13 protein-coding genes and 1 pseudogene are annotated in these 13,190 nt (G+C 60.6%); 8 read left to right on the forward strand and 6 right to left on the reverse strand.

What is annotated here, in order from left to right; all coding sequences use genetic code 11:
• The first annotated feature begins 130 nt into the window (after positions 1-130).
• Positions 131-1,011 (forward strand): annotated as a pseudogene (locus JFT80_RS06520) (LysR substrate-binding domain-containing protein).
• A 174-nt stretch (positions 1,012-1,185) separates the two neighbouring features.
• On the opposite strand, the gene JFT80_RS06525 reads toward JFT80_RS06520, so the two are convergent.
• Positions 1,186-2,064, reverse strand: a complete 879-nt coding sequence (locus JFT80_RS06525; protein WP_201147313.1) for an MBL fold metallo-hydrolase — start codon at positions 2,062-2,064, stop codon at positions 1,186-1,188.
• 113 nt (positions 2,065-2,177) lie between these two features.
• Between JFT80_RS06525 and JFT80_RS06530 the strand changes: the two genes are divergently transcribed.
• Both JFT80_RS06530 and JFT80_RS06535 read left to right on the forward strand, forming a co-directional pair.
• Positions 2,178-3,092, forward strand: coding sequence for a LysR family transcriptional regulator (locus tag JFT80_RS06530; RefSeq protein ID WP_207187723.1), 915 nt, complete (start codon positions 2,178-2,180; stop codon positions 3,090-3,092).
• 182 nt (positions 3,093-3,274) lie between these two features.
• On the forward strand, positions 3,275-3,451 hold the full coding sequence (locus JFT80_RS06535) for a hypothetical protein (RefSeq protein ID WP_008085463.1): 177 nt from the start codon (positions 3,275-3,277) through the stop codon (positions 3,449-3,451).
• Positions 3,452-3,478: 27 nt separating this feature from the next.
• Here the strand turns inward: JFT80_RS06535 and JFT80_RS06540 are convergent, their stop codons facing one another.
• The gene (locus tag JFT80_RS06540; protein WP_201147314.1) at positions 3,479-4,363 is read right to left on the reverse strand and encodes a helix-turn-helix domain-containing protein; all 885 of its coding nucleotides are present in this window, start codon (positions 4,361-4,363) and stop codon (positions 3,479-3,481) included.
• Positions 4,364-4,540: 177 nt separating this feature from the next.
• On the opposite strand from JFT80_RS06540, the gene pobA reads away from it, so the two are divergent.
• Positions 4,541-5,734 (forward strand): 4-hydroxybenzoate 3-monooxygenase, encoded by a 1,194-nt coding sequence (gene pobA, locus JFT80_RS06545; protein WP_201147315.1) that lies wholly within the window; start codon positions 4,541-4,543, stop codon positions 5,732-5,734.
• Between the two features lie 79 nt (positions 5,735-5,813).
• Positions 5,814-7,331, forward strand: a complete 1,518-nt coding sequence (locus tag JFT80_RS06550) for an MDR family MFS transporter (RefSeq protein WP_201147316.1) — start codon at positions 5,814-5,816, stop codon at positions 7,329-7,331.
• Positions 7,332-7,384: 53 nt separating this feature from the next.
• Here the strand turns inward: JFT80_RS06550 and JFT80_RS06555 are convergent, their stop codons facing one another.
• The 4 genes from JFT80_RS06555 to JFT80_RS06570 form a co-directional block, all read right to left on the reverse strand.
• Positions 7,385-8,233, reverse strand: a complete 849-nt coding sequence (locus JFT80_RS06555; protein WP_201147317.1) for a cache domain-containing protein — start codon at positions 8,231-8,233, stop codon at positions 7,385-7,387.
• 72 nt (positions 8,234-8,305) lie between these two features.
• Positions 8,306-9,175 (reverse strand): ATPase, encoded by an 870-nt coding sequence (locus JFT80_RS06560; RefSeq protein ID WP_122840100.1) that lies wholly within the window; start codon positions 9,173-9,175, stop codon positions 8,306-8,308.
• 105 nt (positions 9,176-9,280) lie between these two features.
• Positions 9,281-10,273, reverse strand: a complete 993-nt coding sequence (locus JFT80_RS06565; RefSeq protein WP_201147318.1) for an NAD(P)-dependent oxidoreductase — start codon at positions 10,271-10,273, stop codon at positions 9,281-9,283.
• Between the two features lie 54 nt (positions 10,274-10,327).
• On the reverse strand, positions 10,328-11,221 hold the full coding sequence (locus JFT80_RS06570; RefSeq protein ID WP_201147319.1) for a LysR family transcriptional regulator ArgP: 894 nt from the start codon (positions 11,219-11,221) through the stop codon (positions 10,328-10,330).
• Positions 11,222-11,317: 96 nt separating this feature from the next.
• Here JFT80_RS06570 and JFT80_RS06575 point away from each other — a divergent pair, with 96 nt between their 5' ends.
• From JFT80_RS06575 to JFT80_RS06585, 3 genes are all read left to right on the forward strand, one after another.
• The gene (locus tag JFT80_RS06575; RefSeq protein WP_201147320.1) at positions 11,318-11,719 is read left to right on the forward strand and encodes an ACT domain-containing protein; all 402 of its coding nucleotides are present in this window, start codon (positions 11,318-11,320) and stop codon (positions 11,717-11,719) included.
• 6 nt (positions 11,720-11,725) lie between these two features.
• Positions 11,726-12,328 carry a LysE/ArgO family amino acid transporter gene (locus JFT80_RS06580; protein ID WP_201147321.1) on the forward strand — a complete coding sequence of 201 codons (603 nt, stop codon included), beginning with the start codon at positions 11,726-11,728 and terminating at the stop codon, positions 12,326-12,328.
• A gap of 176 nt (positions 12,329-12,504) precedes the next feature.
• Positions 12,505-13,101 (forward strand): superoxide dismutase, encoded by a 597-nt coding sequence (locus JFT80_RS06585; RefSeq protein ID WP_042560704.1) that lies wholly within the window; start codon positions 12,505-12,507, stop codon positions 13,099-13,101.
• Positions 13,102-13,190: the final 89 nt, after the last annotated feature.

Consider the following 13,190-nt stretch of genomic DNA (forward strand, 5'->3'; position numbering starts at 1 on the left):
CCGGACCTGCGCAGTGTTTATGATGCGTGGGCAGGTCCAGGGATGGCCTCATTGGAACGGGCGACACGTCGCCTCAACAATGGATAAAAAGTCATACTAGCCATGTCCTTACGTCATACCTTGGATCCCCATGAAACGATTGCCTCCCCTGCCGGCGCTGCACACTTTTCTGATCACCGCGCAGTGCTGCAACTTCACCCGTGCCGCCGAACAGTTGCACATCACCCAGGGCGCGGTGAGCCGGCAAGTCGCCGGGCTGGAGGATCACCTGGGTTATGAGCTGTTCATTCGCCAGGCCCGGGGCTGGAGTTGACGGCCGAGGGGCGCGAATGGCTGCCGCGGGTGCAGAAGATTTTCCGCTTGATCGACGAAGCCGTGGACCAGATCGGCGAGAAGCGCGAGACCCTGCAGTTGAAGGCGCCGACCTGCGTCATGCGCTGGTTGCTGCCACGGCTGTTGCAGTGGCAACGGGAGCGTCCGGACGTGCCGGTAGAGTTGACCACCACGGTGAAACACGGAGTGGATTTTCATCGTGAACAGTTCGACGCCGCAGTGATGTACGGAGCGCCACCGGACAATGCGCTGGCCTCCCTGCACCTGTTCGACGAACAACTGACCCCGGTCTGTTCCAGGCCGCTGCTCGAAGGCCCGGTACCGTTGCAGTCCCCGGACGACCTGCAACAGCATCTGCTGTTGCACCCCACCCAGGACGAACGCGACTGGAAAGCCTGGCTGGCCAGCGCCGGGATACGCTTGAGCAACGTGGGCAAGGGCCAGCATTTCGAAACCCTGGACCTGGCCATGTCGATGGCGTCCCAAGGGACGGGTGTGGCGATTGGAGACTGGTCGCTGATCGGGGATGACCTGAGCGCGGGCAGACTGGTGATGCCCTTCGCGCTGAAGGTTAAAACCGGTCTGGCCTACTACCTGGTGTTCCCGCAGAAACCCGAGCCGTCGCCCAAGCTGCGCGAGCTGATGGGGTGGTTGGTGGAACAGGCTCAGTCGCGGTAACGCAAAAGCTGGCAGGAGCTGCGTAGGAGCTGCGTAGGAGCTGTCGAGTGAAACGAGGCTGCGATCTTTTGGCGTCTAAAATCAAGATCAAGATCAAGATCAAAATCAAAATCAAAATCAAAGATCGCAGCCTCGTTTCTCTCGGCAGCTCCCACAGGTGCCAGGGTTAGCGTATTACCACTGCATCTCACCCTTGGCGACCTTGGCACTGAGCTCCAGCGAACTCTCTTCGCCCAGGGTCGGGTACCGTTTTTTCATGGCCGCGATCAGCGCAACCGAGTCCTTGGCCTTGGCGGTTTCTTCGTCGAAGGCCCGGATGTAGTCGGCGGTAAACTGCACGGCCGCCAGCGACCGGGTGCTCTCGCCCAGGTAATGGCCGGGCACCAAAGTCTGCGGCTTGAGCGTCTCGATGGACTGCAGCGTCGCCAGCCAATCGGCATGGGACTGTGGGGTTTGGGTGTCGGCCATCCACACATGGATGTTCTGCGCCACCACCACGCCGCCCACCACCGCCTTGATCGACGGGATCCACACGAAGCTGCGATCCGGTTGCTTGCCCTGGAGGCCGATAACCTGCAGTTTCTGCCCCTCAAGCATCAGGCTGTCGCCCTCGAGCACCTGCGGCACGATGGTTTTGGCCGGCACATCTGCTCCCATTTTCGGCCCCCAGAAGGCCAGCTTTGCGTCGACCGTCTGCGTGATGTGATCGACAGTCGGCTGCGACGCCAGCACCCGGGCTTTTGGAAACGCGGCGGTGAGGGTGTCGAGGCCAAAGTAGTAATCGGGATCACCGTGGCTGATGTAGATCGTGGTCAGTTGCTTGCCGCTGGCGCGAATTTTCTGCACCACTTGTTCGGCCTGGGATTTGCCGAATTGCGCGTCCACCAAAACCGCGTCTTTCTCGCCGCTGACGAGCACCGAACTGACCGGAAAAATAGCCTCGGTACCCGGGTTGTAGACGTCCAGCGTAAGGGGCGCCGCGAGGGCGTGGGCTGTCAGGCCGAACGTGACGCTGGCCAGCAGAATTCGTTTGAGGGAAGTGAAACCGATCATGTAGAGCTCCGATGCCGATTGCCGTATTGGGCGAGGCGACAGAGCTTAGTTGCCTGCACTGATACAAAAAATGCGATGCTGCGACATAGTTTGTTTCTAAAATCGGGCAAATCATGGATCGACTTCAAGCAATGCGGGTGTTCGTCTCGGTGGTCGACCTCGGCAGCCAGTCGGCTGCAGCCGATCACCTGGACCTTTCGCGACCGGTGGTCTCGCGTTACCTGGCGGAACTGGAGGATTGGGTCGGCGCGCGGCTGATGCACCGCACCACGCGCAAACTGAGCCTGACGGCGGCGGGCAGCGAGATACTGCCGCGCTGTCGGCAAATGCTCGAGCTGTCCAGCGACATGCAGGCGGCGGTCACCGAGCCTGACGAGGCGCCGCGCGGCTTGCTGCGCATCAGCGTCAGCACCTCGTTCGGCCAGGCGCAGCTGGCGGACGCCATGGCGGCGTTCGTCAGGCGCTACCCCGGCGTCAGCATCGACCTGCAGATGCTCGATCGCACGGTCAACCTGGTGGACGAGCGCATCGACCTGGCCATCCGCACCAGCAACGACCTGGACCCGAACCTGATCGCGCGGCGGCTGACAGTGTGCCGTTCAGTCATCTGCGCCTCCGCGGCGTATCTGCACGAGCACCCGGCGCCAAAACGGGTCGAGGACTTGAGCGAACACAATTGCCTGACCCACTCCTACTTCGGCAAAAGCCTCTGGCACTTCGAGCAGGACGGCGAGCCGCAGTCGGTGACGGTGCAGGGCAACATCAGCGCCAACGAGACAAGCACCCTGCTGCGCGCCACCCTGGCCGGCGCCGGGGTGGCGATGTTGCCGAGCTACCAGGCGGGCGTGCACATTGTCAGTGGCGATTTGATCCGCTTGCTACCCCAAGCCGAACCGCGGCAGATGAACATCTACGCGGTGTACGCCTCACGCAAACACATGCCGGCGGCGTTACGCAGCATGCTGGATTTTCTGGTGCTGCGGTTTCCGCAAGAGCCGGTGTGGGATGTGGAGCTGGATCGACTGTAGGGGCTGGCGGGGGCTTGGGGGCGGTTGGGGATTTTTTGATCGGAGGATCTTTTGATTTTCAGCTGTGGGTGGCGCTCTTTGGAAGATCAATAGCAAATACAAGATCAAAAGATCGCAGCCTTCGGCAGCGCCTACTATGCTGAAAGTAATACCGCAGGGTATTTCGTTCAGAGGTGAACGCCATGAACATCAAAACAAGAAGGTACTTCGCGATTTTCATCACCTGCGCCGCCACGCTGGCGCTGTACGGCACCGCTGCCTGGCGGGTCGAGCAACTGCGACAACTGCCGCGTGAATACGCGAGCTGTAACTTCGAGCGCTGCATTCCGCACAACGCCACGCTGAATGCCCTGCGTTGACTTGCAGGGCTCGGCGGTGATTTGAGGTTACTGCTCGGTCTTCAGACGATCGCGGAACGCCTTTGGCGAGATCCCCACCCGACGCCGAAACAGGCGCGTGAAGTTGGTCGGATCGGAAAACCCCAGCAATTCCGACATCTCGTAAATGGTCATGCTGGTGTACGTCAGCAAGCGCTTGGCTTCGAGCAACTGACGCTCGTGCATGATCTGTAACGCCGGTTGCCCGGCCAGTTCACGGCACGTGCCGTTGAGGTGCGAGACCGAAATCCCCAGCCGATGGGCCAGATCCTCGACCTTCACATGTTGGCGGTAAGTCTCCTCCACCAATTGAATGAAACCGTTGAGGTATTCGCGCTGACGTTGCGGCCGTTGGCTGGCGTTATGGCGCACGATCGCCTGCCGACTGACCCAGACCATGATCACGCTGACCAGCGAGTGCATGAGCATTTCCCGCGCCGGTTGATGGCCGTTGTACTCAGCCTGCAACGCTGAAAACAGACTGTTCAGGTAATCGCCGTCATGGCCTGCCGGATAGCTTTCGGCTCTGGCGAGCGCATGCACCGCATCGCCCAGTTGCGCCTGCAAGTGGTTGATCAGTGGCGTTGCGAGCGTGACGACAAATCCTTCGACGTCTTCGGAAAAGCGAAAGCCATGCACCGATAACGGTGGCAGGACTTGAATAGCGGGGGTCTGGAGTTGTGTGCGCTGACCTTCAATCTCAAGCTCTGCCTGACCTTTGAAGACGAAGAGCAGCTGGCATAAATCGGCGTGACGGTGGGGTTTGATTTCCCATTGATGTTCGCGACTGCGCGAGGAAATGGTTTCACAGTGCAGCAAGTCAGGGGTCGGCCAGTCCAGGCTTTCACCGTAAAGCTTGAACACCGGAATGGAAGGCAGCTCGGGCTTGTTCATCACTTCATCCAGGCCTCGAAGGTTGCGGGCGATAATCGCACCGATTGGCAGAATGTACAGGTATCGGCTCAGTTTTCACCTTCAATTGACAGACCCGCAAGGGAAAAATGCAAGCACTCGATCCATAAAAAACATTCGCCGGCATTTGCCGCGTGAAGCTTGCGAGTCATAAAAACAATGAAAACGCTGAAAACCCAAGTCGCCATCATTGGCGCCGGCCCCTCCGGTTTGCTCCTCGGTCAGTTGCTGCACAACGCCGGCATCGACACCCTCATCCTCGAACGCCAGACGCGCGATTATGTGCTCGGCCGCATCCGTGCCGGGGTGCTTGAACAGGGCATGGTAGAGCTGCTGCGCAAGGCCGGTGCGGGACAACGCATGGATGCCGAAGGACTGGTTCACGGCGGCTTCGATCTGGCCCTCGACGGGCGTCAGGTACACATCGATCTGCACGCATTGACCGGCGGCAAGACCGTGATGATCTACGGCCAGACAGAGGTCACTCGCGACCTGATGGCCGCTCGTCAGATTGCAGGCGCCACGACCCTCTACGGCGTCGAGAACGTCGTTCCCCAGGCAATGAAGACCGCTGAACCCTTCGTCACGTTTGAAAAAGACGGCGAGAGCTATCGACTCGACTGCGACTACATCGCCGGCTGCGACGGCTTCCATGGCGTGGCACGGCAATCGATCCCGGCCGACAGCCTGAAGATTTTCGAGCGGGTTTATCCGTTCGGCTGGCTGGGCATCCTTGCCGACACCCCGCCGGTGCACGAAGAACTGGTCTATGCCCGCCATCCACGCGGGTTTGCCCTGTGCAGCATGCGTTCGTCAACCCGCACCCGTTATTACCTGCAGGTGCCCACCGGGGAGACGGTGGAGCAATGGTCCGATCAGCGATTCTGGGAGGAGCTCAAATCCCGTCTGCCAGCGGAATTGGCCGAAACGCTGGTCACCGGGCCGTCCATTGAGAAAAGCATCGCGCCACTGCGCAGTTTTGTGGTCGAGCCGATGCAGTACGGGCGACTGTTCCTGGTCGGCGACGCCGCGCACATCGTCCCACCCACAGGAGCCAAAGGCCTGAACCTGGCGGCCAGCGATGTCAGTACGCTGTTTGATATTCTGCTGAAGGTGTACCGCGAAGACCGCCTCGATCTGTTGGAGAAGTACTCGCAAATTTGCCTGCGACGGGTCTGGAAGGCCGAGCGTTTTTCCTGGTGGATGACGTCGATGCTGCACCGCTTCGACGACCACGACGGTTTCAGCCAGCGCATCGCCGAATCAGAGCTGGCGTACTTCGTCGACTCCGAAGCGGGCCGAAAAACCATTGCAGAAAATTACGTCGGACTTCCTTATGAGGCTATCGAATAGCCTGCTACCGACTTACACTGGCGAGCACCTACCCGCGCGCCCTGGCTGTGCGGGTCAATCACTGCCCGCAGGCTTGCCCGTGACCAATCTCAATCACCCCGAAACGCCCAAACCGGCCATTCGCAGCGTGCTGGTCGCGCTGATGATGGCGATCTTTCTTGGCGCGCTGGATCAGACCATCGTCGCCGTGTCGATGCCGGCCATCTCCGCACAGTTCAAAGATGTCAGCCTGCTGGCCTGGGTGATTTCCGGGTACATGGTGGCGATGACCGTGGCGGTGCCGATCTACGGCAAACTCGGTGATCTGTACGGGCGGCGCAAATTGATGCTGTTCGGCATGGGCCTGTTCACCCTGGCCTCACTGTTCTGTGGCATGGCGCAGAACATGGAACAACTGGTGCTGGCGCGGATCGTTCAGGGCATCGGCGCAGGCGGGATGATTTCCGTCAGCCAAGCGATCATCGGCGATATCGTGCCGCCGCGCGAACGAGGTCGCTACCAGGGTTATTTCAGCAGCATGTATGCGATGGCCAGCGTCGCCGGCCCGGTGCTCGGCGGCTACATGACGGAATATCTGTCGTGGCGCTGGGTGTTCCTGATCAATCTGCCACTGGGAGTGGGCGCCCTGGTGGTCGCCCATCGCACCCTGGTCGGTCTGCCGGTGCCGCAGCGCAAACCGGTGATCGATTACGTCGGCACCGTGCTGATGATTATCGGCCTGACGGCCTTGCTGCTCGGCATTACCGAAGTCGGCCAGGGCCATGCCTGGAACAGCCTCGAAGTCATGGGGCTGCTCACGTGTGCGGTCGTGATACTGGGGCTGTTCGTCTGGCACGAACGCCGGGCGCGGGAACCGTTGCTGCCGATGCACCTGTTTGCCAACCGCAATGCCCTGCTCTGCTGGTGCACGATTTTCTTCACCAGCTTCCAGGCGATCTCGCTGATCGTCCTGATGCCCCTGCGCTTTCAGAGCGTCACCGGTGCAGGCGCCGACAGTGCCGCCCTGCACCTGTTACCGCTGGCCATGGGGCTGCCGATAGGTGCGTATTTTGCCGGTCGTCGCACCTCGGTGACCGGGCGCTACAAACCGATGATCCTGACCGGCGCGGCGCTGATGCCGATATCAATTCTCGGCATGGCGTTCAGCCCACCGGAGGCGACGCTGGTCAGCGGGTTGTTCATGTTGCTCAGCGGCATCTCCAGCGGCATGCAGTTTCCGACCTCATTGGTTGGTACGCAGAATTCGGTGGAGCAGCGCGACATCGGCGTGGCCACCAGCACCACCAACCTGTTCCGCTCGCTGGGCGGTGCGGTCGGTGTCGCGTTGATGTCGGCGCTGTTGCTGGCGTTGTTGCAGGATTCGAGTTTTGCTCACTTGGCGAGCAGTTCGCTGATGAGCGAGGGGCACTCGGGCAACGTTTTGCTCGACGGATTGAACGCCGCGCCGGGGGATGCGCAGAACGCCTTGCGTGCGGAACTCGCGGTAACGTTCCGGCATCTGCTATGGGTCAGTGCGGCGGTGTCGTTGCTCGGGTTGGCGGCCGCGATTGCGATGCCCAACATGATGTTGCGGGGCCGCGAGGACAAGGTTCGTTAACGCAAAGATCGCAGCTTGCGCAGGAGCTGCCGCAGGCTGCGATCTTTTGATCTTCAAGGGCTGTAGTAACCCACCGCCACCAGGAAATGCCCGACCTTCTTCAGGTAGGCATGTTTATCCTCGATCTTGCCGGTCACCGGATTCTTCCAGCGGTACTCGTATTCACCGGCGTCCTGCTTGGCGATCAGCGCCAGAATCGGCTCGCCCACCGGTTTGCCCTCCGGGTCCTTGACCTTGCCGAAGTCGGTGTTGATCAAACGCAAATTGGTGCCATGGGCGACGTAGCGCTGGGTGTCCAGATCGACCACGAACACGTACAGATCATCCTGCAAATACCCGCCCTTGAGCGAGTTGATCGCGGTCAGCGTGGCCTTTTCATCCTTGGTCAGATCGGTCGCTGCTTTGTCCAGCAGGGCTTTGGCTTGTTCAGCGGAGGCGCGCGGCAGGTAATAGCCCACTGCCAAAATGCGCTGGCCGACACGCTGGTAGAACACGTGCTTGCGCTCGACCTTGCCGTCGGACCAGTTCTGCCAGCGATATTCGGCCTGCTGAATGCCGTTGCCCTCAGGCACTTTCAACGCATCCTTGAAGGCTTTCTGCAAATCCGGCCCGAGCACATCCGACACATCCCGCCCGATCAACGCCGAAGAAGGCCCGCCGCTGGCGAGCATGACGCCCTTGGTGTCGACCACGAACACATAACGGTCCTTGTCGACAAACTCACCCTGGCGACTGAATGCGGCAAACGCCTTGTCGCCATTCTCATGGTAGTAGGCCAAGGCCTTTTCCAGCAGAGCCTTGGCGGCCTGGCTGTCGTCTTTTTCCGTGCCGGCCGCCTGTGCCTGGCCAAGGCCTAACAACAGCAGCCCCCCCAGTAACATCAATTTATGCCAAACCCCCATTGCGCGTTCCTCATTCCTGTTGGTGTTCAAGCAGCGTAGACGAGCACAGCCGCCAAGGAGCGCACGGCGTCCTCAGGGTCGGGCGTTGAGTTGCTTTTGCAGATTCTGGATCTGCGCCTGCAGAGTGTTGATGTTGCGGCTGACCTGAGTGCGGAACGCATCGAATTCGGCAGTATTGCCACTGGCGCTGGCGGGTGGACGATTATCCTGCTGGGCCTTGAGCACGATCATGTCCTGTTCCAGGCGGTCGATGGCCGCGCCTGGATTGCCCTGCTTCTTCAATGCAGCGATATCGGCACCGAGGCTCTTGAGCTGGGCGTCAACCTTGCTGGTATCGGCTGGGGCGCTTTTCAGTGCTGCCAGTTCGCTGCTCAGGGCTTTGACCTGGGCCTGCAACTGAGTGTTGGCGCTCTGCTGTTCAGTGGTTTGCGCGCTCGCCTCGGCCAGGCGTTTGTCGAGCTCGGCAGTTTGCGCCGTCATCTGCGCCAGGCGCTTGTCCAGTTCGGTGGTCTGGCCAACAACGCCCTGCTGCTGCTTGCCTTGATCCAGGAGTTTGCTTTCCAGCTGCCTGATCTGCAGCTTCAACGCTTCGCTGTCACTGGAAACGTTGGTCTGGCTGGCGACCACCTTGCCGGAAATATCCTGCAGGCGCCCTGCCGCTTCCTCGCTGATGCGAGCAAAGCTTTCCTGGGTCGCCACCAGCTGTTGCTCCATCAGCGAAATCTGCTGGAAGCTCCACCAGGCAAGGCCGCCAAAGGCGATGCACAATGCACCGACCAGTGCCCACAGAGGACCGGTGCTCGGGCCTTTGACCTTGACCACCGGGGGCGTGCGCGAGTGCCCGGAATGACGCGCGGCAGGCACAAAATCATCGTCGTCGAGGCTGTCGGCACGCAGGCTCGGTACATCGAAGTCGTCGTTGGCATCGTTACGCATGGACATTGAGTCAACCTTTGTGAACGCGGTGATGGCTTGATGCGGCGCAGTATACCCCCACAACCGCATCGATTGACCTTGAACCCCCAACTCGGTTCAGTGACGGGCCCGTCAGCGGATGTCCTGGGCCTTCCACCAGCTGCAGAACTCGTCCAGGGCGGTCCAGAGACTGACCTTTGGATCGTAATCCAGATAATGCCGCGCGCGGCTGATGTCCAGGGTGAAATCCCGCGTCATCACCTGCATGCCCAGGCGCGACAGGGTTGGTTCAGGGCGGCCCGGCCAGAGCTTGCATACGCCTTCATTCAAGGCGGCGGCGCTGTAGGCCAGTCCGTAGGAACGGTACTTGGTGACCTGTGGGACTTCCATCTTGCGCATCACGTAATTGACCACATCCCACAGCGGCACCGGCGCGCCGTTGCTAATGTTGTAGGCCTTGCCCAGCGCGGAACCGGCGGCCAGCAGACTGCTGAGCATGGCTTCGTTGAGGTTCTGCACGCTGGTGAAATCGACCTTGTTCAGGCCATTGCCGATGATCGCCAGCCGCCCCTTGCGCTGCATGTTGAGCAGCCGCGGGAAGATGCTCATGTCGCCGGCACCGGTGACGAAACGCGGGCGCAGCGCAATGGTTTCGAGACCGAATTCCTGCGCACCGAAGACCTTCTGCTCGGCCAGGTACTTGGTCGCGGCGTAGGGGTGCTTGAAGCGCTTGGGCACCTGCTCTTCGGTCAGACCAAGGTGATCGCGGCCGTCAAAATAGATCGAGGGCGAAGACAGGTGCACCAGGCGCCGCACGCGTTGCTTCAAACAGGCTTCGACGACATTTTCGGTGACTTGCACGTTGCCCTGATGAAAGTCCTGATAGCGACCCCACAGCCCGACGGCGCCAGCGCAATGCACCACGGCTTCAACGTCGCTGCAGAGTTCGCGCACCAGATCCGGGTCCGTCAGATCGCCGGGGACGAACTCAGCGCCACGGCGCACCAGATGCTCAACGCTTTCGGCCCGGCGACCATTGACCCGCACGTCCAGGCCCTGCTCCAGAGCGAAACGCGCAAAGCGTCCGCCAATGAAGCCGCTTGCGCCGGTGACCAGAATCTTCATGTAATGCTCCGATGTGTTTCATTTTGCGTAATGCGTAAGCCTTGACGCTGCCCGTCAGTCCAACGGCACCAGCCATTGCGCCGAAGAACGCACCAGTTGCTCGGTCAGCAAGCCCAGCAACTGACCGCCATTGCGCCAATGATGCCAGTACAACGGCACATCGATCGGTTTATCTGGCAACAGCTCGCATAACTCACCGCGCTGTAATTGCTCGCGCACTTGCAGTTCCGGTACCAGACCCCAGCCCAGGCCGGCTTCGGTCAGACGGATAAAACCTTCGGAAGACGGGCATAAATGGTGCTCGAAACCGCCATCGACGCCGAGCGAAGCCAGGTAGCGATGCTGCAGGAAATCGTCCGGCCCAAACACCAGCGCCGGGGTCTTCGCCAACTGATCAGCGCGCACCCCGTGCGGGAAATGCCGCGCGATGAACGCCGGGCTGGCCAGCGCGCGATAACGCATCGCGCCGAGCAACACACTGCGCGCGCCAGCCACCGGCCGTTCATTGGCGCATAGGCATGCGGCCACTTCACCGGCGCGCATGCGTTTAAGGCCCACGGTCTGGTCTTCGACGATCAGATCGAGCAACAAATGCTGTTCGGCGCAGAAATCCCCCACCGCTTGCGCCCACCACGTGGCCAGGCTGTCGGCGTTCAACGCGATGCGCAGGCGCTCCGGCACACCCTCTTCGTCCAATGCCGGCACCAGGGTCTGCAAGTCACGCTCCAGCAGCCGCACCTGCTGCACATGGTTGAGCAGACGCCGGCCAATTTCGGTCGGCGAAGGCGGTGTGCCGCGCACCAGCACCGGTTGGCCGACCCGCGCTTCGAGCAGTTTGATCCGCTGCGAAATCGCCGACTGCGACAAGCCCAGCACCTGCGCGGCGCGTTCGAATCCGGCCTGCTCGACCACGGCGGCCAGAGCGGAAAGCAATTTGTAGTCGAACATCAGTTTTCCTAATGAGCGATCAGCACTATTGGTTTTTCTTATACCGCTTCCACGGGGAGAATGGCCAGCAAGAACTCTTCGACAAGGATCACCCACATGGCTGGCGAAACTTCATTAGTAACCCTGCTGCGCAGCACGGGCCCGCAACTCAACGCCGGCGAATACGTCTTCTGTACCCTTCACGACAGCCAGCTGCCGGCAGGTCTCGAGTTGATCGGCAGCTTTCGCGAGCAAGAAGGGCTGACGGTGATCCTGGAGCGTCGCCACGCCGAAAAAGCCGGCCTGCACTTTGACTACGTCGCCGCCTGGATCACCCTGAACGTGCATTCGGCGCTGCAGGCCGTCGGCCTGACAGCGGCCTTCGCAACCGCACTGGGACAGGCCGGAATCAGTTGCAATGTGATCGCAGGTTACTACCACGACCATCTATTCGTCGGCCAGGCCGATGCAGAGCGCGCCATGGCCGTGTTGCGGGACCTGGCGGCTAATGCGGAGTAACCCTCAATGTGGCAAAGCTATGTCAACGGCCTGTTAGTGGCCGCAGGGCTGATCATGGCGATCGGCACCCAGAATGCGTTTGTGCTGGCCCAGAGCCTGCGGCGTGAACACCACCTGCCGGTCGCTGCATTGTGCGTGGTGTGTGATGCATTGCTGGTCGCCGCCGGAGTGTTTGGCCTGGCGACGGTATTGGCGCACAACCCGACCTTGCTCGCGGTAGCCCGTTGGGGTGGCGCAATATTCCTGCTTTGGTATGGCAGCCTGGCGCTGCGCCGGGCCTGTTCAAAACAGAGCCTGCAACAGGGCGAGGGCCAGACCGTGCGTTCGCTGCGGGCGGTCATGCTCAGCGCGTTGGCCGTGACCTTGCTCAACCCGCACGTTTATCTGGATACCGTGCTGCTGATCGGCTCGCTAGGCGCGCAACAATCGGTGCCGGGCGCGTATGTGGTGGGCGCTGCGAGCGCTTCGCTGTTGTGGTTTTTCACTCTGGCGCTGGGCGCGGCATGGCTGGCGCCCTGGCTGGCTCGCCCGAGTACCTGGCGGATTCTCGATCTGGTGGTCGCGCTGATGATGTTTACCGTAGCGGGACAACTTATTATCGCGAGTTGATTTATTCCAAACGGCTCTGGAACCTCTATCCCACACAGTTGTTGCGTGGTTAAGCCGCAACCCCGGTGCTATGATCCGAACCCTGCGCCGCAAAGAGTAAAAACTCGCCGGTGCATTTCTGGCCGCCCGTGATCGGCCTTGCGCTCACCGCAACAGACCTGATTAGGAGAATCATCATGGCTTTCGAATTGCCGCCGCTGCCTTACGCACACGATGCCCTGCAGCCGCACATTTCCAAGGAAACCCTGGAATTTCACCACGACAAGCACCACAACACCTACGTCGTGAACCTGAACAACCTGGTGCCAGGCACCGAGTTCGAAGGCAAGACCCTGGAAGAAATCGTCAAGACTTCTTCGGGTGGCATCTTCAACAACGCCGCTCAGGTCTGGAACCACACTTTCTACTGGAACTGCCTGGCGCCAAACGCCGGCGGTCAACCTACCGGCGCGCTGGCTGAAGCCATCAACGCAGCCTTTGGTTCGTTCGACAAGTTCAAGGAAGAGTTCAGCAAAACCTCGATCGGCACCTTCGGTTCCGGCTGGGGCTGGCTGGTGAAAAAGGCTGACGGCTCCCTGGCTCTGGCCAGCACCATCGGCGCCGGCAACCCGCTGACCAGCGGCGACACCCCGCTGCTGACCTGCGACGTCTGGGAACACGCTTACTACATCGACTACCGCAACGTTCGTCCGAAGTATGTCGAAGCGTTCTGGAACCTGGTCAACTGGAAGTTTGTTGCTGAGCAGTTCGAAGGCAAAACCTTCACCGCTTAAGCTGCGCGCCAGTCAAAAAACCCGGCATTGCCGGGTTTTTTATGGGGGCGCAAAAGACCGGCCTAACATCAACCCGAGGAAAAAATCAT

The organism is Pseudomonas sp. TH10 (assembly GCF_016651255.1).
Lineage (GTDB): Bacteria > Pseudomonadota > Gammaproteobacteria > Pseudomonadales > Pseudomonadaceae > Aquipseudomonas.